The sequence below is a fragment of the Amycolatopsis sp. NPDC051071 genome (genome assembly GCF_040682875.1).
Taxonomy (GTDB): domain Bacteria; phylum Actinomycetota; class Actinomycetes; order Mycobacteriales; family Pseudonocardiaceae; genus Amycolatopsis.
In genome coordinates this window covers 11,258-31,430 of record NZ_JBFBBY010000096.1, presented here as the reverse complement: position 1 = coordinate 31,430, position 20,173 = coordinate 11,258, and the positions used below count along the sequence as shown (strand labels likewise).

At 68.2% G+C, this 20,173-nt stretch carries 20 protein-coding genes; 8 read left to right on the top strand and 12 right to left on the bottom strand.

Features of this window, described 5'->3' with window-relative positions; translation table 11 throughout:
• Positions 1-129: 129 nt before the first annotated feature.
• Both AB0M65_RS26975 and AB0M65_RS26970 read right to left on the bottom strand, forming a co-directional pair.
• Complete coding sequence (locus AB0M65_RS26975) at positions 130-1,101, bottom strand: R2-like ligand-binding oxidase (protein WP_364033122.1); 972 nt, start codon at positions 1,099-1,101, stop codon at positions 130-132.
• Positions 1,098-1,724: a TetR family transcriptional regulator gene (locus AB0M65_RS26970; RefSeq protein ID WP_364033119.1), complete on the bottom strand. Its 627-nt coding sequence runs from the start codon at positions 1,722-1,724 to the stop codon at positions 1,098-1,100. The genes AB0M65_RS26975 and AB0M65_RS26970 overlap by 4 nt, the downstream gene beginning before the upstream one ends.
• Positions 1,725-1,820: 96 nt before the next feature.
• Between AB0M65_RS26970 and AB0M65_RS26965 the strand changes: the two genes are divergently transcribed.
• Positions 1,821-2,474: an HAD family hydrolase gene (locus tag AB0M65_RS26965; RefSeq protein ID WP_364033116.1), complete on the top strand. Its 654-nt coding sequence runs from the start codon at positions 1,821-1,823 to the stop codon at positions 2,472-2,474.
• Here the strand turns inward: AB0M65_RS26965 and AB0M65_RS26960 are convergent.
• Positions 2,410-2,655, bottom strand: a complete 246-nt coding sequence (locus AB0M65_RS26960; RefSeq protein ID WP_364033113.1) for a hypothetical protein — start codon at positions 2,653-2,655, stop codon at positions 2,410-2,412. The two genes, AB0M65_RS26965 and AB0M65_RS26960, sit on opposite strands and share 65 nt — an antisense overlap.
• Positions 2,656-2,788: 133 nt before the next feature.
• Between AB0M65_RS26960 and AB0M65_RS26955 the strand changes: the two genes are divergently transcribed.
• Positions 2,789-3,175 carry a cold-shock protein gene (locus tag AB0M65_RS26955; protein ID WP_364033140.1) on the top strand — a complete coding sequence of 129 codons (387 nt, stop codon included), beginning with the start codon at positions 2,789-2,791 and terminating at the stop codon, positions 3,173-3,175.
• Positions 3,176-3,582: 407 nt separating this feature from the next.
• Here AB0M65_RS26955 and AB0M65_RS26950 read toward each other — a convergent pair whose 3' ends face one another.
• From AB0M65_RS26950 to AB0M65_RS26940, 3 genes are all read right to left on the bottom strand, one after another.
• On the bottom strand, positions 3,583-4,065 hold the full coding sequence (locus tag AB0M65_RS26950) for a DUF2771 family protein (protein ID WP_364033105.1): 483 nt from the start codon (positions 4,063-4,065) through the stop codon (positions 3,583-3,585).
• Positions 4,066-4,100: 35 nt separating this feature from the next.
• Positions 4,101-6,038: an MFS transporter gene (locus AB0M65_RS26945; protein WP_364033102.1), complete on the bottom strand. Its 1,938-nt coding sequence runs from the start codon at positions 6,036-6,038 to the stop codon at positions 4,101-4,103.
• Between the two features lie 110 nt (positions 6,039-6,148).
• A complete protein-coding gene (locus tag AB0M65_RS26940; protein WP_364033099.1) occupies positions 6,149-6,916 on the bottom strand; it encodes a glutaminyl-peptide cyclotransferase in 768 nt (255 codons plus the stop codon).
• Positions 6,917-6,965: 49 nt separating this feature from the next.
• Between AB0M65_RS26940 and AB0M65_RS26935 the strand changes: the two genes are divergently transcribed.
• Both AB0M65_RS26935 and AB0M65_RS26930 read left to right on the top strand, forming a co-directional pair.
• Complete coding sequence (locus tag AB0M65_RS26935; RefSeq protein WP_364033096.1) at positions 6,966-7,982, top strand: DUF3027 domain-containing protein; 1,017 nt, start codon at positions 6,966-6,968, stop codon at positions 7,980-7,982.
• On the top strand, positions 7,972-10,782 hold the full coding sequence (locus tag AB0M65_RS26930; protein ID WP_364033093.1) for a molecular chaperone Hsp90: 2,811 nt from the start codon (positions 7,972-7,974) through the stop codon (positions 10,780-10,782). Before AB0M65_RS26935 ends, AB0M65_RS26930 begins: the two co-directional genes overlap by 11 nt.
• 72 nt (positions 10,783-10,854) lie before the next feature.
• On the opposite strand, the gene AB0M65_RS26925 is transcribed toward AB0M65_RS26930, so the two are convergent.
• On the bottom strand, positions 10,855-11,082 hold the full coding sequence (locus AB0M65_RS26925) for a DUF2530 domain-containing protein (protein ID WP_364033137.1): 228 nt from the start codon (positions 11,080-11,082) through the stop codon (positions 10,855-10,857).
• Between the two features lie 80 nt (positions 11,083-11,162).
• Between AB0M65_RS26925 and AB0M65_RS26920 the strand changes: the two genes are divergently transcribed.
• The 4 genes from AB0M65_RS26920 (at position 11,163) to AB0M65_RS26905 (ending at position 14,926) form a co-directional block, all read left to right on the top strand.
• The gene (locus tag AB0M65_RS26920; protein ID WP_364033090.1) at positions 11,163-12,620 is read left to right on the top strand and encodes an NCS2 family permease; all 1,458 of its coding nucleotides are present in this window, start codon (positions 11,163-11,165) and stop codon (positions 12,618-12,620) included.
• 67 nt (positions 12,621-12,687) lie between these two features.
• Positions 12,688-13,119, top strand: coding sequence for a MarR family transcriptional regulator (locus AB0M65_RS26915; protein WP_364033087.1), 432 nt, complete (start codon positions 12,688-12,690; stop codon positions 13,117-13,119).
• A 110-nt stretch (positions 13,120-13,229) separates the two neighbouring features.
• Entirely contained in the window at positions 13,230-14,489 is a 1,260-nt protein-coding gene (locus AB0M65_RS26910; protein WP_364033134.1) for an MFS transporter, read from the top strand.
• Positions 14,486-14,926, top strand: coding sequence for a hypothetical protein (locus AB0M65_RS26905; protein WP_364033084.1), 441 nt, complete (start codon positions 14,486-14,488; stop codon positions 14,924-14,926). Before AB0M65_RS26910 ends, AB0M65_RS26905 begins: the two co-directional genes overlap by 4 nt.
• Before the next feature lie 13 nt (positions 14,927-14,939).
• Here AB0M65_RS26905 and AB0M65_RS26900 read toward each other — a convergent pair whose 3' ends face one another.
• The 5 genes from AB0M65_RS26900 to AB0M65_RS26880 form a co-directional block, all read right to left on the bottom strand.
• Positions 14,940-15,956, bottom strand: a complete 1,017-nt coding sequence (locus tag AB0M65_RS26900) for a hypothetical protein (RefSeq protein ID WP_364033081.1) — start codon at positions 15,954-15,956, stop codon at positions 14,940-14,942.
• A 175-nt stretch (positions 15,957-16,131) separates the two neighbouring features.
• Positions 16,132-17,127: a hypothetical protein gene (locus AB0M65_RS26895; RefSeq protein WP_364033078.1), complete on the bottom strand. Its 996-nt coding sequence runs from the start codon at positions 17,125-17,127 to the stop codon at positions 16,132-16,134.
• Positions 17,128-17,171: 44 nt separating this feature from the next.
• Positions 17,172-18,011: an SDR family oxidoreductase gene (locus AB0M65_RS26890; RefSeq protein ID WP_364033075.1), complete on the bottom strand. Its 840-nt coding sequence runs from the start codon at positions 18,009-18,011 to the stop codon at positions 17,172-17,174.
• 215 nt (positions 18,012-18,226) lie between these two features.
• The gene (locus AB0M65_RS26885; protein WP_364033072.1) at positions 18,227-18,985 is read right to left on the bottom strand and encodes an arylamine N-acetyltransferase; all 759 of its coding nucleotides are present in this window, start codon (positions 18,983-18,985) and stop codon (positions 18,227-18,229) included.
• Positions 18,986-19,080: 95 nt separating this feature from the next.
• The gene (locus AB0M65_RS26880) at positions 19,081-19,704 is read right to left on the bottom strand and encodes a superoxide dismutase (protein ID WP_364033069.1); all 624 of its coding nucleotides are present in this window, start codon (positions 19,702-19,704) and stop codon (positions 19,081-19,083) included.
• Positions 19,705-20,173: the final 469 nt, after the last annotated feature.

Here is a 20,173-nt window from a genome sequence, read left to right as displayed (position 1 = left end):
GCCGCACTACGCCACAACGCCCGCGACTTCACCCGACCACTAACACTACTCGGAATCACCCACTGACCAGCCACAACGACTTTGCCGGGGCCCTGGGCTGACCCGAGGGAAGGGGGCCTTCACGCGCCGTCAAGCCGAGACGTTGGCAGCGGCCTCGGCGATCGCCTTCGCGTCTTCTTCACCGAAGGTCTCTTCGAGGTTCTCGGGCGAGTAGTCGAGGTCGATCTGCTCCACCGGCATCCCACGCGCGGACTCGATCGCACCCAGCCGCCGCTGCGCCCGGTCCGCCGCGTACTGGATGATCTCCTGCGGATCGTTGTCGAACGGGATCTCCTCGAACTGGTCCTGCACCCACTGGATCATGTTGAGCGCGTGGGGGAGCAGTTCACCCATCCGCTGCTGCACCGCGTCCCACAGCGAGTCGTCCGCGGCGACGTGACGGCGGCAGGTGAAGGTGCCCCACGCCATGTGACGGCGTTCGTCGTCACCGATGCGGCGCACCAGTTCCTGCATGCCGGGCAGGATGTCGTGCTGTGTGCAGATCAGCTGCCACGAGTAGTATCCGGTGAGCGCGAGACTGCCTTCGATGACGTGGTTGTAGGTGACGCTCGCGCGGATCTGGTTGAGCGGACTGGGATCGTCCTCCAGTGCCCGCAGCGACTGTGGCAGCTCTTCGTAGAAAAGCTTGCGGTAGTGGGGATTCTCCGCGACGTACGGATGCAGGTCCTGGGTCAGCCCGACGGCGTCCATCCAGCGGCGGAACACTTCGGTGTGCTTGGCCTCTTCGAAACAGAACTGTGTCAGGTACATCTCGTCGCCGAACCGGCCGGTCGCGGACATCGCCCGCATGAACGGCTGGATGTCCTCGGTGACCGCCTCTTCGCCCGCGATGAACTGGGCGACCAGGTACGTCGTCGACCGCTGCTGTTCCGGGTTGAGGCTGTCCCAGCCTTCGCGTTCACGGGAGAAGTCGATGTCGGCGGGGTTCCAGAACTTCTTGTTGCCCTTGGCGAACAGCCGCAGCGGGAACGAGTCCCAGTTCAGCCCGCCCTTGCGCAGTGAGGAAAAACCGGTCCGCAGCTCGGAAAGCGTATCGGTCATCGTGTCCCCTTCGAATCGGTGGTCAGCGCCCGGATGGCGGGCGCCAGCACGGCGACAACGGAGGCCGCCGCCTCGTCGGCCGTATGCGACGGCATGACGAGATGGGACAGGGAAAGCCGCACGACGGTCTCCGCCAGCAGCGCGGCGGAGCGAGCCGAAAGCGACGGCTCGAACTCGCGGTATTGCCCGGCCGCGATCTCGATGGCGGCGGCCAGGATCGGCTCGCCCTTGGTGGTGAGCAACGGAAGGAGGTCTTCGCCCGCTTCGGTCCCCGGTGTTTCGGTACCCAGCGCGGCGGCGACCAGCCGGTTCTCGCGGGCGTGCGCGATCGTGTAGACGACCGCCCCGTGGATCCCGTCGAGGAGGTCCTCCGCGTGCTCGAAGCGCAGCCGGATGCCCTCCAGGAACTCCGCCGTCGTCCGCAGCACGACGGCCTGGGCCAGCGCCGCCTTGTTGCCGAACTCGTTGTAGACGGTTTGCCTGCTCACCCCGGCCAGTGCGGCCACGTCCGCCATCCGCAACGCCGCGTAGCCACGCTCCGGGAGCAGCTCGGTGGCGGCGTCGAGCAGGGACTCCCGCAGAGAGGCCTTGGTCCGATCGGAGAAACTCGTGATCTCGCCCACACTCCCCAGCTTGACACAGAATCCACCCATGTCAAAGGAGTTGACGGATGTCCAGCCGATGTAAATCAGTCGGTGACGGCGGCTAACGTGACTCGCGTGGGCATCACCGTGGGGTTCGACCTCGACATGACACTGATCGATCCGCGGCCAGGCATGGTCGCGGTGATGAACGCGCTCGGCGAAGAGTCCGGCTTGCCGCTGGACGGCGAGTTCTTCGCGGCCAACCTCGGCCCGCCGCTGGACGCCAGCCTGCGCGGCTTCGGGGCGCCGGAGGAGCGCATCCCGGAACTGGTGACGCGCTTCCGCGCGATGTACCCGGAGACCGTCGTGCCGGTGACGGTCGCGCTGCCCGGCGCGGCCGAAGCACTGCACGCGGTCCGCGAGGCGGGCGGGCGCACGGTGGTCGTCACCGGCAAGTTCGGGCCCAACGCGAAACTCCACCTGGACGCCCTCGGTTTCGAGGTCGACGTCCTGGTCGGGGAGTTGTGGTCGACGCAGAAGGCCGCCGCGCTCACCGCGCACGGCGCCGTCGCCTACGTCGGGGACCACCTCGGCGACATCCGCGGCGCGCTGGCGGCGGGCGCGGTGCCCGTCGGGGTCACGACGGGTCCGTGCGACCGCGCCGAACTGCTGGCGGAGGGCGCCGAAGTGGTGTTCGACTCGTTGACCGAGTTCCCGGCGTGGTTCAGCTCTTTCGGCGAGCTTCGCGAACCAGGGCGATCAGGCCGAGTGCCAGACCCAGCGGGGTGATCACACCGGCCGCGGCGGACAGCCATACCGGCAGGTTCTCCAGACCGGCCGCGAACAGGATGAACACGGCCGTGACGGCGAGGATGCCGATCGCGAACAGGCCGATGCCCACCCGCATGAGGATCGGCTTGCCGGGCTTTTCGGGGACGGCCACGGCGGCCTCCTTTACTGCGGTCTCCATGAGACAGAGGGTAACCGCCGGTATCCGCTTCTCCACAGGGCATGTGTCGAGATAGGCTTAGCGGACGCGCGCCCTGGGTACGCCCCCGGGCGCGTTCGTTGTGAGCGGGACAGCAAAGGAATGGGTGAGGGAAGTGCCGACCGGCAAGGTCAAGTGGTACGACGCGGAAAAGGGTTTCGGTTTCGTCACCCAGGATGGGGGCGCCGACGTCTACATCCGCAAAGCCGCGCTGCCGCAGGGCGTCGAAGGGCTCAAGGCAGGGCAGCGCCTCGAGTTCGGTGTCGCCGACGGCCGCCGCGGCCCGCAAGCGCTCTCCGTCCGGTTGCTGGACCCGCCGCCCTCAATCGCCGAGGCGCGCCGCCGTCCCGCCGAGGAGCTGCACGGGCTCATCGAGGACATGATCAAGCTGCTCGAACTCAAGGTGCAGCCGGACCTGCGGCGCGACCGCTACCCGGACCGGAAGCACACCAAGCAGGTCGCCGAGATCATGCGCGCGGTCGCCAGGGACCTCGATCCCTGATCGACGGCTTCCGCCTGAAGTACATGAAGGCCCCCTTCCTTGCGCCTAGGTACAGGAAGGGGGCCTTCATGTACTTGGGGAAGGTGTGAAGGTCGAGTTTCCTCGGCTGAGCCGAGGGAAGGGGGCCTTCACGCGCTGTCGTGGTGACTGGTGGGGTGGTTCATGTACGCCTAAGTACAGGAAGGGGGCCTTCCTTGCGCCTAGGTACAGGAAGGGGGCCTTCATGTACTGGGGGAAGGTGTGAAGGTCGAGTTTCCTCGGCTGAGCCGAGGGAAGGGGTCCTTCACGCGCCGCCGTGGTGACTGGTGGGGTGGTTGGGACTTGAGGTGCTGGTCCGAGCCGGTGAGGGACCCAGGGTCCCTCAAGGAGTACATCAAGCGAATGCCTCACGACCACCGTGAGCGGGCTCAGATGGCGGCCGGTTCGACCTGCAGCGACCAGATAGCGGTCGTGACCGCCTCCGCGTCCTCCGGACGTCCGGTCTGGCTGATCACCGAAGCCTGCGCCACCTCGACGACGAGGAGCTGGTCGTCGGGCCGGGGCGTGGTCACCGTGTAGGCGAACCGGTCCAGCGACGTGATGATGTCCTGCTTCAGTTCCTGCGGCTCGCCCTTGGCGTTCACGTACTGCACGGTGACCTTCCACGGCGTTTCGGCGATCCCGCCCGGCACCGAGATCTGCACCGGCTTCCCCGGCCGGACACGCAGCTTGCCCGCGGCGTCGGGTTTGGTCGTGCACTGGGCGCTCTTCACGTCACAGGACGCCAGCGGGAGGACGTTCACCGTCTTCCCGTCGGCGAAGAAGGTCACCTCTTCGGGGCCGGGGGCCGAGCAACCGGCCACCACGAAACCACCCGCCGCGAGCAGGGCCAAGATACGAAGTCGCCGCATACGGTGAAGATTACGAGCCCGGCCGCCACCGGGAGTCACCGGCCTGGCGAGGGCACCGGCGATTCGCTGGTCGGGTCCGGGCGCAGCGGCCGGTCGCCGCCGAGGCCGGGGATCAGCGAGGTGCCACGCCGGACCATGAACGTCTGCGTGAACCCGAAGGCCAGCAGGATCGACAGCACAAGGAACCCGATCCAGTACGTCGGCGGAAGCAGCAGGCCGACGGCACCGCCGAAGCACCAGGCCATCTGCAGCACGGTCTCGGACCGCCCGAACGCCGAAGCGCGTGATTCCTCCGGCAGGTCTTCCTGGATGACGGCGTCGAGGCTGATCTTCGCCAGCGCGCTCGCGGTCGCGCCGACCAGTGCGACGATCGCCGCCGTCGCCAGCCCGGCCACCACGGTGGCGATGACCGACATGCCGAGGCAAGCCCCGACACAGGCCAGGATCACCTGGTCCGGTTTGCCGAAATGCAGCCGCGAGCCGAGCGCGTTCCCGGCGAAACCGCCGACGCCCGCCGCGGCACCGATGATGCCGAGCAGCAGCAACTGGTTGAACGGGCTCTGCCCGCTGCCCTCGGTCTGTGCCTTCACCGCGAACGCGGAGAACATCATCAGGAACCCGGTCAGCACGCGGACGGTGCCGTTGCCCCACAACGAGATGACGATCTGCCGCCCCATCGGCTGCCGCTGCTTCTTCACCCGCCGTTCCGGATGTGCGGACAGCGACGCGGGCACCTCGCCCTCGGTCTTCTCGACCCACGACGGGATGCGCATCGACTGCACAGCGGCCGCGACGCAGATCACCATGGTGAACCACAGCGCGCCCTGTGAACCCCAGATCGCATTGAACCCGCTCGCCAACGCGCCGAACGTGCCGGCGGCGACCAGTCCAAACACGGTCAGCCGGGCATTGGTCTTCGAAAGGGTGATCTCGGGTGGCAGCACCCGTGGCGTCATGGCGGCTTTGAGCACGGTGAACGACTTCGAGAGCACCATCATCCCGAGTGCCGCCGGGTACAGCAGCCAGTCGTCGAAATGCAGTGCCATCACGATGGCCATCAGCGCCTGACCGGCGGAGGACACGCACATGGCGAGCCGCCGTCCGCGCTGGATCTTGTCCAGCGCCGGCCCGATCACCGGCGCGACCAGTGCGAACGGGGCGATCGTGATGAGCAGGTAGAGCGCGACCTTGCCCTTGCTCTCGCCGCTGGTGGCGGCGAAGAACAGCGTGTTGGCCAGCGCGATCGCCATCGCGGCGTCGCTGGCGTAGTTCAGCATCACCGCGTACGTCAGCGAAGTTAGGCCCGACTTGTCGGCGCCGTCCGCCTTCGTCGCGCGCTGGAACGCGCCGACGGCCTGCCCGGTGAGCTGACGGCTGCGCATCGCCGCGACACGGGTGACGGTGATCTTCTTCGGCAGCTTCGGCATCGAGCCCGCGCGCGGCGGGACCGCGGTGGTCGTCGGATGCTCCTGCGGCTGTTCCTCGGCGACCCGCGGTTCACCCGCGTAACCGCCGGTGTCGTAGTGCTCGTACTCGCCGCTGCCCGGCGGCTGATCGTCGTAGAACCCGCCGGGACGACGCCGGACGGGTTCGGTCTGCCGCTGCGAAGGGTCCGGGTACGGCCGCGCGCCACGGGGAGGCGTCTGCGGCGGAGTCCGGGGCGGTGGTGGCTGGTGATGCCCCATCGGGATCGCGCCGGTGCGGGCCTCGTCGGCGGTCGGTCCGGCCGGATGCGGCTGGTATTCGTGCTGGTGGTGGGGCGGCGTCTGCGGGTGGTACTCCGGCTGTGGCCGGGCCGCGCGCGGCGGGACAGGCTGCTGATCGACCCTGGTCGGCGGCGGCGCGGACCAGGTGCGCGCCTGCGCGGAGCCGGGCTCCGGCGTCCACTTGCGCTTGCTCTTACGGCCGCGCTCCTTGCCCGGCCGGCCGTTACGCGTGCCGTCGGGTCCAGAGTTCGAGCCGAAGATTCCCACCCTTCAATCCTGCCTTACGCGGGGACCGCCGCGCGCGCTTACCACTGCTTTCTCCATCCATGCCCCCGCCACCACCCTCAACGGAGAAGCTGCGCTTCGCAGGATTGCCCCTAAGCGGCGACGAACTTCACCCGGAACATCTTGGGCCAGAGCTTGCCGGTGACGAGGAATTCGTCCGTCCCCGGCACCGCGGCGATGCCGTTGAGGACGTCTGTGGAGCGCCGCTCCTCGGGGGTGAGGAGCCCGGACGCGTCGATTTCGCCGGTGACCCGCCCGGACGCGGCGTCGATCCGCAGGATCTTGTCCGTCTGCCAGACGTTCGCGTACACCGAGTCGCCCACGCACTCCAGCTCGTTCAGCCGATCGCGGCCGACCTCGACGCTGCCGGTGGGCGCGAAGGACACGGGGTCGCGGAAGGTCAGCTTCGACGAGCCGTCGCTCATCACCAGCTGCCCGGTGCCCTCCCGATGGCACAGGCCCCAGCCTTCGCCGGTGTAGCCGACGCGCCCGCGTTCGGCGAGCGTCTTCGCGTCGCGCTCGATCGCCACGCCGTCCTGCCAGGTGATCTGCCAGACCGTCGGCCCGAGCACGGTGATGCCTTCGCCGAACAGGCCCGGCAATTCCGCCCTCACCGTCGGCGTCGCACCGGCGGGACCGGCCCGCAACGACGACTTCCCGACGAGACCGGTCCCCTCGTACAGCGTCTCCCCGGCGAACTCGAGGCCCTGGGTGAAGGCGTCCGGGTCGTGCGGCAGGGTCGAGAGCACCCGCACCTTGAGTTTCGCGGGCGAGGGCGGGGCGGCGTCGCTCACCGGCGGGGCGGCGCAGCCACCGAGGAGGGCTGCCAGCAGAAGCGATGTGGTCATCAGCGTGCGCACGCGGACAGCCTGACACGGACCGCTGGACCGCGTGCGGCAGAATGGGGGCATGACCCTGCTGTTGACCCTGGACGACGGCTCTATCCAGCGCAAACTCGCCGAGGCGGTCGAACTCGCCCGCACCGCGGTGCTGGCGGACGCCGGTGCCGATCAGGTCGGCGCGCACGTCGGCGTCGACCGGGAGGACGCGGTTTCCGCGAGTCACCTGTTCGAGGCGACCGTGATGGGTTATCGCGGCTGGCGCTGGTCGGTGACGGTCGCGCTCGCCGGCGAGGAAGAGCCGATCACGATCAGCGAGGTCGTGCTCATCCCGGGTCCGAACGCGCGGGTCGCGCCGGCGTGGGTCCCGTGGGATCGCCGCGTGCAGGCCGGTGACCTCGGCGTCGGCGACATCTTCCCGGTGGAGAAGGACGACCCGCGGCTCGCTCCCGCGTACCTGGCGTCCGACGACCCCGCGGTCGAAGAGGTCGCCAAGGAGACCGGGCTCGGCCGGGTCCACGTGCTCTCCCGCCACGGCAGGCTCGACGCCGCCGCCCGCTGGCACGACGGCGAGTTCGGCCCGCGGTCGGATATGGCGCGCAGCGCGCCGGACGTCTGCGGCAGCTGTGGTTTCTTCGTGCCGCTCGCCGGGTCGCTCAGCGCGGCCTTCGGCGCGTGCACCAACGACATCTCCCCGGCGGACGGCCACGTCGTCGACGTCGCGTACGGCTGCGGCGCGCATTCCGAGATCGAGGTCGAGGTGACCTCGTCGGTGCCGGTCGCGGAACTGGTCTACGACGACTCGCTGCTCGAATACGAGGCCGAGCTGGACGCGGCCGTGGAGCCTCCCGCGGAAACCCCGGCCGAGATCGCCGAGATCGAGACCGCCGAGATCGAGACCGCTGAGGCCGACACCGCCGAGACGGCCGAAGCCACTGTCGTCGACGAGTCCGAGGCCCCGGTCGCCGAGGTGCCCGAGACCGCCGAGGTCCAGCCCGAGGTCGAGCCGGAGACGGTTGTCCCGGCCGACGAGACGAAGACCGACGAGCCGAAGACCGAGGCCACCGAAACCACCAGTGAGCACTGACCCCTTCGGCACCGAGCGGCTGCGTGCCGCCGTCCTGCGTGCCTGGGCGGATTCGCCGACGCGGTTCACCGAAGACACCAACACGGAGAACGATCTCCGGGTCGGTGGCTACCGTGACCGGCTGTTCGTCGAGCTGGCGCAGAACGCCGCCGACGCCGCGCTGGCGGCAGGCGAACGCGGCAGGCTCCGGGTGTCCGTTGTGGACGGTGAACTGTGGTTCGCCAATACGGGCGCGCCGCTGGACGCGCGCGGCGTCGAATCACTCGCTTCCCTGCGTGCTTCCGGCAAGGGTGACGAGACCGTCGGCCGGTTCGGCGTCGGTTTCGCCGCCGTGCTCACGGTTTCCGCCGAGCCGCGGATCGTTTCGGTGACCGGCGGGGTCGCGTTCTCCGCGGAACGGACGCGAGCCGAAGCCGCGCGCACCGGTGACGTTCCCGTCCTCCGTCTTCCCTGGCCGGTCTCGGACGGCGAACCACCCGTGCCCGAGGGTTTCACCACCGAGGTCCGGCTTCCGGTGCGTGAGGGCGTCGACCTCCCCGCGTTGCTGGCGGAGCTGGCGAGCGACATCGGCGATCTCCTGCTCACCTTGTCCTGGCTGGAAAGTGTCGAGATCGAAGGCGGTGTCTGGCGTCGCACCGATGTCGGCGACGGCGTCGTCCAGCTTTCTTCGCCGGACGGGACGGCCGAGCACTGGCAGGTTCATCGCGGCGACGTCGTCTGGGCGGTTCCGCTGGACGGATCCGGTTCACCGCGCCCGCTCGGCGACGACGTCCTGCACGCCCCGACGCCGACCGACGACGAACTTTCCCTGCCCGCGCGGCTGATCGCGACGTTGCCGATCGAGCCGTCACGACGGCGTGCACTGCCGGGGCCGGAGCTGACAGCCGCGCTCAAGAACGCCGCGCGTGAGTACGTCGACCTCGTCTGTTCCTTGCCTGCCAAGGAACGTCTCGCACTCGTGCCAGGCGCGGACTTCCCACGTTCCACTGTGGACGGAACGCTGCGCGAGGCCATCCTGGAGAATCTCACCGACTCGCCGTGGCTTCCCGCGCAAGAAGGTGACGACTTGCCGGGGCGTCGGGCACGTGTCCTGTCAGTGGATGTGCCGGGGTTGGCGCCCCTGCTGGCGGATTTGGTGCCCGGGCTGTTGTCACTGTCCGGTGTGGACCTTCGTGCCGTCGGAGCACGGTCGCTTTCGCCGGCCGAGGCCGTCGAACTGCTGACCGGCGTCCAGCGTGAGCCGTCGTGGTGGCGTTCGCTCTACGATGTGTTGCTTCCGGCGCTCGAAGCGCACGACCTCACCAAGGACGACCTCGGCGCCCTGCCGGTGCCGATGTCGGACGGCCGCACGCTGCCCGGTGTCCGGGACGCGCTGCTGGTCGGCGGCTCGGCGGAACTGCTCGAACTTCTGTCCGATGTGGACATCATCGGGTTACGGCTGGTGCATCCGGTCGCGGCGCATCCGCTGCTGGAACGCTTGGGCGCCAGGCACGCTGAGGCGGGCGACCTGCTCGAAGCCGACGCGTTGGCCGCCGCCGTCGAGCGCAGCGTCGAGGACGTCCAGTCCGGTTTGGACGGTGTCTCGCTGGCGGGCGCGGTGCTCCGCTTGATCGCCGAGGTCGGTGACGAAGCCCCCGAGTGGGCGGGCGCGCTGGCGCTTCCGAGCGAGGACGGCTGGCGGCGCGCGGACGAGCTGATCCTGCCGAATTCGCCGCTGGGCGACGTCTTCGACCCCGAAGTGTTCGAAGAAGACGGCCCGATGTCCGTACTGGACGAGGAATTCGCCGAAGACTGGCCGTCGGAAACGCTCGTCGCGGTCGGCGTCCTCGATTCGTTCGCCATCATCGCCGACGACGACCCGCTGGAGCCAGTGCACGGCCTGCCCGACGAACACGACTGGTGGGACGCGCGGGAACGCCCGCCGTCACGGGTGCTCGCCGTACGCGATCTCGACCTGGTCGCCGACGACGCCTGGCCCGAGGCACTGCGCCTGCTCGCCGCTCGTCCGGAGACCTGGCGCGCGCTCACCGAACCGGGTGGGCACACCGGCTGGTGGCTCGCGCGGTACGCGTTGCTGGACGGCCACGCGCCGCTCGACTGGCGCATGCCCGAAGCCGCCACGCTCACCGGGCTTTACGACGTTGTCCCGGATTCGGGGCTGAGCAAGGAAATCCTGCTCGCCGCCGGAGTGCGGACGAAGCTGGGAACAGACGCCGAAGACGTCGAAGATCTCCTGGAGCGGCTGGGTGATCCCGAACGGACAGTGAGCCCCGGGCTCGCGTCCCGTGCGCATGCCGTGCTCAGTGCGGCAGGAGTGGACGTCGACGTGCCCGAACGGGTCCGGGTCGCGGACGGTTCTGCCGTCGACGCCGGGAACGCCGTCGTACTCGACGTCCCGTGGTTCGCCGCCGTGCTGGCGCCGGACCGGATGGTCGTCGCGGCGAGCGGTGCCGTCGCGCTGGCGGAGCTGCTGGACCTGCCGGTGGCGAGTGGTCTCGACGCCAAGGTCACCGACGACGGCGAGTACGTGCCGTGGACGGAGCTTTCCGCGCTCCGGCTGGCCGCCGATCAGCTGGGTGTCGAGCTGCCCGACGGCGGCATGCTGCTGCACGAGACGCTGACGGTGGCCTTCGAAGGCGCCGAGCACGAGGTCGCCTGGTGGTCCGACGGCAGGCTGCACGCCGCCGACACCCCGGAAGGCCTCGCGCGGGCCTTCGCCTGGGCCACGGACCGCTGGCCGGACCGGCACGTCCTCACGGCCCTGCTCGAAGACCCCTCGCCCGCCGCACTCCTCAACTGACGCGTTTAGTCCTCTGGTTGCGGTACTTGCACGCGCAAGGACCGCAACCAGAGGACTAAACGCATAGTGGGGTCACAGGCGTTGGGCGCCTTTCGAGCCGCGCCGGGCGGCGGCGCGCTGCCACGCGATGATCGCGAGGCCGATGAAGCCGAGCACGAGGCCGGACAACGACGTCTGTACCCAGAGGCCGTCGGTCACCAAGAACAGGACCACGGTCGCGACCGCCCAGAGCGAGGTACCTACGATCACCACCGGCGTCAGGTCGGTCAGCCGCTTCGGCAGCTCCGGCGTTGGCCGCAATGAACCGTTTACTTCCCCGGAATTGATCGATTCGCCCACGTGGGGAAGGGTACCCGGCAACGGGCGAAGGATGGTATGCGATGGCGGAGCAGCGCACCCGGTCCACACTGGACCGGTATTTCAAGATCAGCGAGCGCGGCTCGACACCGGGACGTGAGGTCCGCGGCGGGATCGTCACCTTCTTCACGATGGCCTACATCGTGGTACTGAACCCGCTGATCATCGGCAGCTTCTCCGCTTCCGACGCCGGCGCGCACAAGGACGTCGTCGGCGCCATCCTCCCGGTCCCGCAAGTCGCCGCGGTGACCGCGCTGGTCGCCGGGGTGCTGACCATCATCATGGGGCTGGTCGCGAACTACCCGTTCGCGATCGCCACCGGACTCGGAATCAACAGCCTCATCGCGGTCACCTTCGCCTCGCAGATGACCTGGCCGGAGGCGATGGGTCTGGTGGTGATCGAGGGACTGGTCATCGTCCTGCTGGTCTTCGCCGGGATCCGGACGGCGGTGTTCAACGCCGTCCCGCCGCCGCTCAAATCGGCCATCGCGGTCGGGATCGGCCTCTTCATCTGCCTGATCGGCCTGGTCGACGCCGGATTCGTCCGGCGCGTGCCGGACGACGCGAAGACCACCGTGCCGGTCGGGCTCGGCATCAACGGCTCGATCGCGTCCTGGCCGACCGTGGTGTTCGTGGTCGGTCTGCTGGTCACCGGCATCCTGGTCGCCAAACGGGTCAAGGGCGCGATCCTGATCGGCGTGCTCGCCTCGACCGTGCTGGCGATCGTCGTCGAGGCGATCACGAAGGTCGGCCCGTCGAAGGGCGTCAACCCGCAGGGCTGGAACCTCGGCTACCCGGCACTGCCCGACCAGGTCCTCGGCCTGCCGGATCTCTCATTGGTCGGCGACATCTCCTTCGGCGCCTGGACACGGCTGCCGATCATCACCGTCGTCCTGCTGGTGTTCACCCTGGTGCTCGCGGACTTCTTCGACACCATGGGTTCGATGACCGGGCTGGCGAAGGAGGCGAACCTCCTCCCGCCGGACGGCAAACTCCCGAACGTCGGCAAGGCCCTGTTCGTCGACGGTCTCGCGGGGGCGGCGGGTGGCCTCGCGTCGTCGAGTTCGAACACCGTCTACGTCGAGTCCGCGTCCGGGATCGCCGAGGGCGCCAGGACCGGGCTCGCGAACGTCGTCACCGGCGTGCTCTTCATCGCGGCGATGTTCCTGACGCCGCTGTACCAGGTCGTCCCGGTCGAAGCCGCGGCTCCGGCACTGGTCGTCGTCGGCGCGCTGATGATGAGCCAGATCAAGGAGATCGACTTCTCGGACTTCACCGTCGCGCTGCCCGCGTTCCTGACGATCGTGATCATGCCGTTCACCTACTCGATCGCGAACGGCATCGGCGCCGGGTTCGTCAGCTTCGTCGTCCTCCGCGCGGTCACCGGCAAGGCGAAGGGCATCCACCCGCTTATGTGGGGCATCGCGGTGCTGTTCTTGGCCTACTTCGCCGTCGGCCCGATCCAGGCCGCGTTCAGCTGACCTGCGGTTTCGTCGCCCGTGGTCGATCTCACGGGCCAGTGATCCGATCGTGAGGTATGCTAACTATATGTCCGGAGACACCCACGAGCGCTCATTGGCGAGCCGCTTGCGTCTCGCGGTGGTGCGGCTCAATCGCCGGCTACGGGCACAGCGCGCCGGTGACGGCATCTCGCTGACACAGGTGTCCGCGCTGTCCACGTTGCACAAATGCGGTGCGCTGACCCCTGGCCAGCTCGCCGCGAAAGAAGGCGTGCAGCCCCCGTCGATGACGAGGGTGATCGCCGCCCTCGAGGACATGGATTACGTCGAGCGCAGGCCGCATCCGACGGACGGCCGTCAGGCCATCGTCGAACTGTCGGACCGTGGCCGGTCGTACGTGATCGAGCAGATCACCGCGCGGGAGATCTGGCTGGACAAGCAACTGGCGGAGTTGAGCACCGAGGAACGCGAAGTGCTTTCTCGCGCCGCCGAGATCATCGACAGGATGGCGGGGAACTAACAGCGGTGACGACCACGGGTAACGAAACACAGTGTCCTTCGAAGACCACCGTTACCCGGGTACCCGCTCCACCGCCACCCACGCCGGACCGCGAGAAGCCGCGCGCGAGCATGTTCTCCTCGCTGAAGGTGCGAAACTACCGGCTGTTCTTCACCGGCCAGGTCATCTCGAATATCGGCACCTGGATGCAGCGCATCGCCCAGGACTGGCTGGTGTTCACCCTCAGCGGCAACAACCCGATCGCGCTGGGCATCGCCGTCGCACTGCAGTTCGTGCCGACGCTGTTCCTCTCGCTGTGGGCCGGGGTGCTGGCCGACCGCGTCGACAAGCGGCGGCTGCTGATCGGTATCCAGTTCGCCGTGCTGGCACAGGCGATCGTCCTCGGCGCGCTCGACCTGAGCGGGATCGCGGCGCTCTGGCACGTTTACCTCCTCTGCTTCACGCTGGGCTGTACGGCGTCGCTGGAAGTGCCCGCGCGGCAGTCGTTCGTCGCCGAGATGGTCGGCAGGGACAAGGTCACCAACGCCGTCGCGCTGAACTCCTCGATCTTCAACATGGCGCGTATCGTCGGCCCGGCGATCGCGGGTTTCGCGATCACGTGGGTCGGCACCGGCTGGCTGTTCATGGCGAACGCGCTGAGCACCGGGGCCGTCATCGCCGCGCTGATGATGATGAACCCGGACAAACTCTTTCGCGGCCCCGTCATCCCGCGTGAGAAGGGGCAGCTGGTCGAAGGGCTGCGGTACGTCCGGCGGCGCAGCGACCTGATGACGGTGATGGTGCTGGTGTTCTTCGTGAGCACCTTCGGCATCACGTACTTCACTTCACTGCCGATCGTCGCGGCGAACGTCTTCCACACCAACGCGGACGGCTACGGCCTTCTCTCGACGCTGGTCGCCGTCGGCACTTTCACCGGCGCGCTGATGTCGGCACGCCGCAACACCCGGGGCGGTCCGCGGGTGCGGTTGCTGCTGATCTCGGCGTTCCTGCTCGGCGCGTTCGAGGTGATCACCGCGTTCATGCCGACGTACCTGACTTTCGGCCTCGCGCTGATCCCGCTCGGCTACGCCACGATCACGTTTCTGAACACGGCGAACGCGCTGGTGCAGACCGCGGTCAGCCCGGAGATGCGTGGCCGCGTGATGGGCCTGTACGTCCTGGTCCTGATCGGCGGCAACCCCATCGGCGGCCCGATGACCGGCTGGATGGCCGACGCTTTCGGCGGCCGCTCGCCGTTCTACATCGGTGGCGCGATCTCGGCGCTCGCCGCGGTAGTGTGCGCCGTCGTGCTGATCCGGCGCGGCGGGGTGAGCCTGCCGGTGCGGCGGTTCGGCAACGGGCTGCGCGTGCTGAAACGGGAGCGAGTGTGAACAAACTGGGCGTCGAGCCCTCGGTGACGACGTGGAACGACGGCGAGGCCAGGTTCCTGGACTGGACGATTGACGGCGTCGCCCTGCGTTCGACGGTCTCCACCCAGCACCAGACGCCGCTTTTCCTGGACGACGACGTGTGGCGTGAGTCGGCTGTCGAGACGCTTTCGCGGCTGCTGGGCCACTTGCCGGGTCATTTCGACGACGGAAGGGTCGCGCTGCTGATGTGCCCGCTGTGCGGTGACCTCGGTTGCGGCGCCTACAGCGTCGAGGTCGTCTTCAGCGACGACAGTGTCGAGTGGCGGGCTTTCGGCTGGCAGGTCGACTACGAGCCGTTCGATCCTGATCAGGAGGAATACCGGTCCGCCATGGCCCGTTTCGACCGGACGGCGTACGAGACTCTCCTGGGCGACCTCCAGTCGAATTACCGGGCCTAGGGCCAGACACGCCCTAGCGACCGAGTAGTGGCGGCACGGCCTTCTCCACGAGGGTTGTGAGGTCGCCGGTTCCCTTGAACTTCAACGTCTCCCCGCGACGATCGCTCGTCAGCTGCACGACGACCGCGCCTTCGGTGACTTGCGCGGGGAGTCCCGCGATGGACGTGGTCGGCTGGACGTCCGAAGAAAACTCGCCGTAGTCCGCGGTCACGCCGTTCAGCGCGCACGCGGCGAAGAAGGTGGGCTTGGCGGTGTCGGCCGGGACGCCGAGCGCGCGGCCGAGTTCGGCGCACAGCAGCCAGGAGATCACCGGGAGCGGCTGGTCCTTGATCGGGCCGGGTTCGGTTTTTTCGAGCGGGATCTCGCCGTCCTCGCCGATTTTCGGCAACTTCGGCCCGGGCGGCGTCGCGCCGGCGATCAACGCCTCGGCGAGCGCTCTCGCCTTCGGTTCGGTTTCGATTTCTCGGGCGATCCCGGTGCGGACGGCGACGTTGAGCACCGGCGAGGCGCCGTTGTGCGGGGCGACGTCCACCAGCTCGACGCTCAGTGTGGTGCCACCCTTGTCGGTGGCGACGACCGCGTTCTTTCCGGCGACGGTGGTCCTCGTCGGCAGACCGCGGCTCGTGTCTTCGGGTAACGCGGCGATCATCTGGGCGCTGATGTCGAGCTGGGCGGTGACCGCGTGGCAGGCTCCCGTGACCTCGCGCAGCGTCCGGCCGCCGAGGATCTCCTCCCAGCGCTGCTCCGGGATCACCTGACACAGCACCTGCGCCCCGGTGTCACCCGTCAGCGCGGCCACCATCTCACCCGTCGGCATCGGCACCTCGCGGAGTGCTTGTCCGGAGCTGGACGGCCAGACCGCCGGCAGTTCGGCTTCGGTGCCGGGGTCGTCCTTGTTCAGCAGGGTGATCGCGACGACGGTGCCCACGCCGAGCAGCAGCAGGACACTTGTCAGCGCGCAACCCGCCCAGATCCACATCGGACGGTCGGTCTTGCGTGCGATCTCGCGGTAGTCGTTGCCGGTGGTCACGGGGTGAAACTAGCCCGTCGCGGCGCCGCTGTCCGGTGAACCGGCTTACCCGATGGGCGGATCCGGAGGGTGGGCCACCGGCGAAGTAAATCCGGCAGCCTTCCGGACGGTGGGTGGGCCGGGTTTCGCGTATCCGGCCTCATACCGCCCGGACCTCGTCCACCATCCCAATTACTCACGAGCCCAGAAGCGGGGCCACCACTTTCTCAGCCAGCTCCCGCAAAGCCGTCTTGGAACCGCCGCTCCAGTAAAACCGAAGTCCTTGTCCGGAACCGTTGTCCGTCAACAGAACGCTCAACTCACCCGAAGTCTCCTGTGCCGGACGCCCGGCCACGGGGGCGTCTCGAAGCTCCGTGCGGATCGCGGTGTGTTCGACCCGGACCGGGGAATCGTCCACAGTGGTCGCCGTGCATTTCCCGTCGCTGTAGGGCTCCGTGTCCGTCTCGGGAATACCCAGCGCACGGCCGAGCTGAGTGCACAGTTTCCACGAGATCTCCGGCAGCGGGGCGTCAAGGATGCCCGCGCCCGGCTCGACGGTCTTCCGCTCGATGATGTCCCGCTTGTCGGCGGCAGGCAGCTTCGGGCCGGGACTGAAAGCGCCGTTGAGTACCGACTCGGTCAGCCCCAGCAGCAGGCCTTCGTCCTTGTTGTCCTGCCGGGGGACGCGCGTCCAGCTGGTCTCGATCCGGAGCACGCGCACATCGGTGTCGGAGAGCTTGACCTCCACCACGGAAGGCGCGCCGCCCACGACGAGCGTCGCGGGCCGTCCGGCGATGGTCACTGCCTTGGCCTTGCCCATACCGCCGGTCACGGCCGTCCGGTTCACCGAAATTCGTACCCAGTCGTCCAGCCCGACGGCGTGGCACGACTCGCCGTGTTCCACCTCGCGTGCGACCGGGCCGCCCATCAGCTGGGTCCAGCGCTCGGCCGGAACTGCTTGACACAGCACCTGCGCCGTGGTCTCCGGAGGCAGCGCCAGCAGGAATTCACCGGTCGGCATCGGGACCGGTCGCAGTGCGTGGCCGTTCTCGGTCGGCCACGCCTTGGGTAGTTCCTTCGGGCCGAGTCCCTCTTCGTAGGTGTCGACCTTTCCGACGCACCCCGCGCTGAGCCCGGCGACCACGGTGACGAGCACACCCGCCACCACGTTCTTGACACCCCAAGTAGCCACGCGCGCACGCTAGCGGATCAAGGCCGGCCAGTGGCCCGAATCGATCACTTCCACCTGGCCGAGGGAGGCGGTTCCAAGGCCTCCAGCAGGCCGCCGCCCACTGCGTCCGCGATGTCCTCGACCGTCCACGAGGCGCGCTCCAGGACGGGGTCCTTGATCGCGGTCTGGCGGAGGACACACAGGATGTCGCCGCGGAACCGGAGGATCTGGCCGGTGACGCCCGCCGAAAGATCGCTGAGCAGGAAGGTCACCAGCGGCGCCACCCGCTCCGGCGTGTGTTCCGGGGTCTGCACGACGGTCGGGTCGTTTTGCGCCATCCGGGTCCAGGCCACCGGTGCGACGGCGTTGACCCGGATGCCGTACCCGATCAGGTCGGCCGCCCACGAAGCGGTCATGGACGCGACAGCGCCCTTGGACGCCGAGTACGCGGCCGCGCGGCGCTGGCCGATCATCGAGCCGGAGCCCACGTTCACGATCACGCCGCCGCCCCGCTCGCACATCACCTTCGCCGCCGCGGTCCCGCAGAACAGCGGGCCCAGCACGTTGACCTCGACGACCTCGCGCATCCGTGCGGGGTCGTCGGCCCAGGGATCGGCGCGGTAGCTGACGCCGGCGTTGTTGACCAGGCCGTCGATCGCGCCGAACTCGGCGACGCATTGCTCGATCAGTCCGGCGGCGTGCTCGGCGTCGGCGACCGAGCGACCGTTGACGACGGCGCGTCCGCCGCGTTCGCGGATCTCGTCCGCGACCACCTGCGCGACGTCGGCGTCCACGTCGTTCACCACGACCGCGGCCCCCTGTGCGGCGGCATGATGCGCGAAAGCCCTGCCCAGACCTCGTCCAGCGCCGGTGATCACCACGGCTTTTCCACTCAGAAGACTCATCCGAACAGTCTGCCGTCACTCGGAAGGGTGAGATCGGCGTCTCTCGGCCGACCCTCTTGCCGGGCTAGTGAGGTTAGGCTAACCTCATGCATGTCCGCTTCGTGGTGGGAGCGGCAGTCAGTTCGGGAACGGACGAAGCCCCGCAGCCGGGTCACCCCCGGAGGCGGGGCTTCGTTCATGCCGGGGGTTCATGGTCGACGAACCCGCCGATCCGGTCAAGGCCGTCCCGGTACCCGGTCGAGTTCGATCCCGAACTCCTTCCGGTAGACGTCCAGGATCTCTTGATCACCCGAAAGCCTGGTTTCCTCGCGTACGCCGTGGGTGGTGACGATCAACTTTTCACCCGCCAGCGTGATTCGGCCGTGCTTGGCCGGAAGGGAGCAGGTCGGCCCTTTGGTGAAATGCGCGTCCGGCGACGTCGACTGCCACCACGCCATCGGCGTGAACTCGTCCAGCTCGCGAGGCCGCTGCTCGATCCGGTACTGGGGGGCGCCGTCCAGGAGGACGTCGATGTCGCCGTAGGGCGCGTCGAGGACCAGGAACTCCCCGTCCGGGTCGGCCTGCGCCTCGGTGGCGGACAACCGCAGCGGGAACCGGCTGAACCGGCCGAAGCCGACGTCGGCCAGCCAGGGCTCGTCCAGTTCGACGCGGATCGCCGCGTGGTCGAACGGTGCCCCGAGGGTGCCGTCCGGACGGAAGGCCTTCGCGGACCTCAAGGTCGCGTCGAAGCCCAGTTCTCGCAGCAGCGCGGCGAAAAGACCGTTGAGTTCGTAACAGAAGCCGCCGCGGCGTCGTCGCACGATCTTGTCGAACAGTGCCTCGGCGTCGAGGACGATCGGTTCACCGAGATGGATGCTCAGGTTTTCGAACGGCACCACCGCGAGATGACGTTCCTGCAGTGTCCGCAGCGCGGCGACGTCCGCTACGGCAGGACGATCCAGTCCGAGGCGATCGAGGTATGCGGCGACGTCCATGCGTTCACCCTGACACCTCGACCTCGCTGGAGGTCAAGCCGGACAAAGAAACGGGGCCCTCCCGGAAGGAGGGCCCCGCTTCGTGGTGCGAAAGATCAGCCGAGCAGCAGGCCGTTGCCACCGGCGACGGCGTTGTCGAACCGCTTGGAGATCTCGGCCCAGTTGAAGATGTTCCAGAGGGCCTCGACGTACTTGGGCTTCACGTTCTTGTAGTCCAGGTAGAACGCGTGCTCCCAGACGTCGACCAGCAGGATCGGCGTGGTCGGCAGGACAAGGTTGTTGTGGTGGTCGCGCAGCTGCTGGGTGATCAGCGTCTTGCCGAGCGGGTCCCAGGAGAGCGCGGCCCAGCCGTTGCCCTGGATCGTGGTGGCAACCGCGGTGAACTGCGCCTTGAACTTGTCGAAGGAACCGAACGCCTCGTCGATCGCGGAGGCCAGCTCGCCGGTCGGCTTGTCGCCGCCTTCCGGGGACAGGATCTTCCACCACACGACGTGGTTGGCGTGTCCGGCGAGGTGGAACGCCAGCGTGGTCTGCAGGCCGACGATGTCACCGAAGTTACCGGCGTCACGGGCTTCCGCGATCTTGTCGAGCGTGTCGTTCGCGCCCTTGACGTAGGTCGCGTGGTGCTTGCTGTGGTGCAGCTCGTTGATCTCACCCGAGATGTGCGGCGCGAGGGCCGCGTAGTCGTAGTCGAGTTCGGGCAGCTCGTAGCGGGCCATTGGCCCTCCTTCTGTCTTCGACACAAGTTTCCATTGACGAACTTAGTCGTCTTCACCCGTTTGCGGCGACCGGGGGCGCCGCGTTCTCCCCAGGTGGAACGACCCTGTCCTCAGCAGCGGTACCCGTTCGGTACGCCGCTTGAAACCCAGCCTGCTAGCTCCAGTTAAGTGGAGGTCAAGGAGTTGTGACGGCGGTCATCAGGCCACGTACTGGAGCTTCGGCGGTACAGGTTCTCGTGAGCGATTTGGGTCGACATCACCAGCCACGACGACGGCGCGTGAAGGCCCCCTTCCCTCGGCTGAGCCGAGGGAAGGAGTCCTTCACGCGCGACCGCTGCACCTGGGGCCACAGCGGCGACCCTGAAGGCCTTCACTCCCTTCAGGAGTAGGCAAGAAGACCTTCACGGACCTCGCCCACGATCAGCCCCGCAGCCAAATCCAGTAGGTACCCAAGACACTTTTGGCCCTA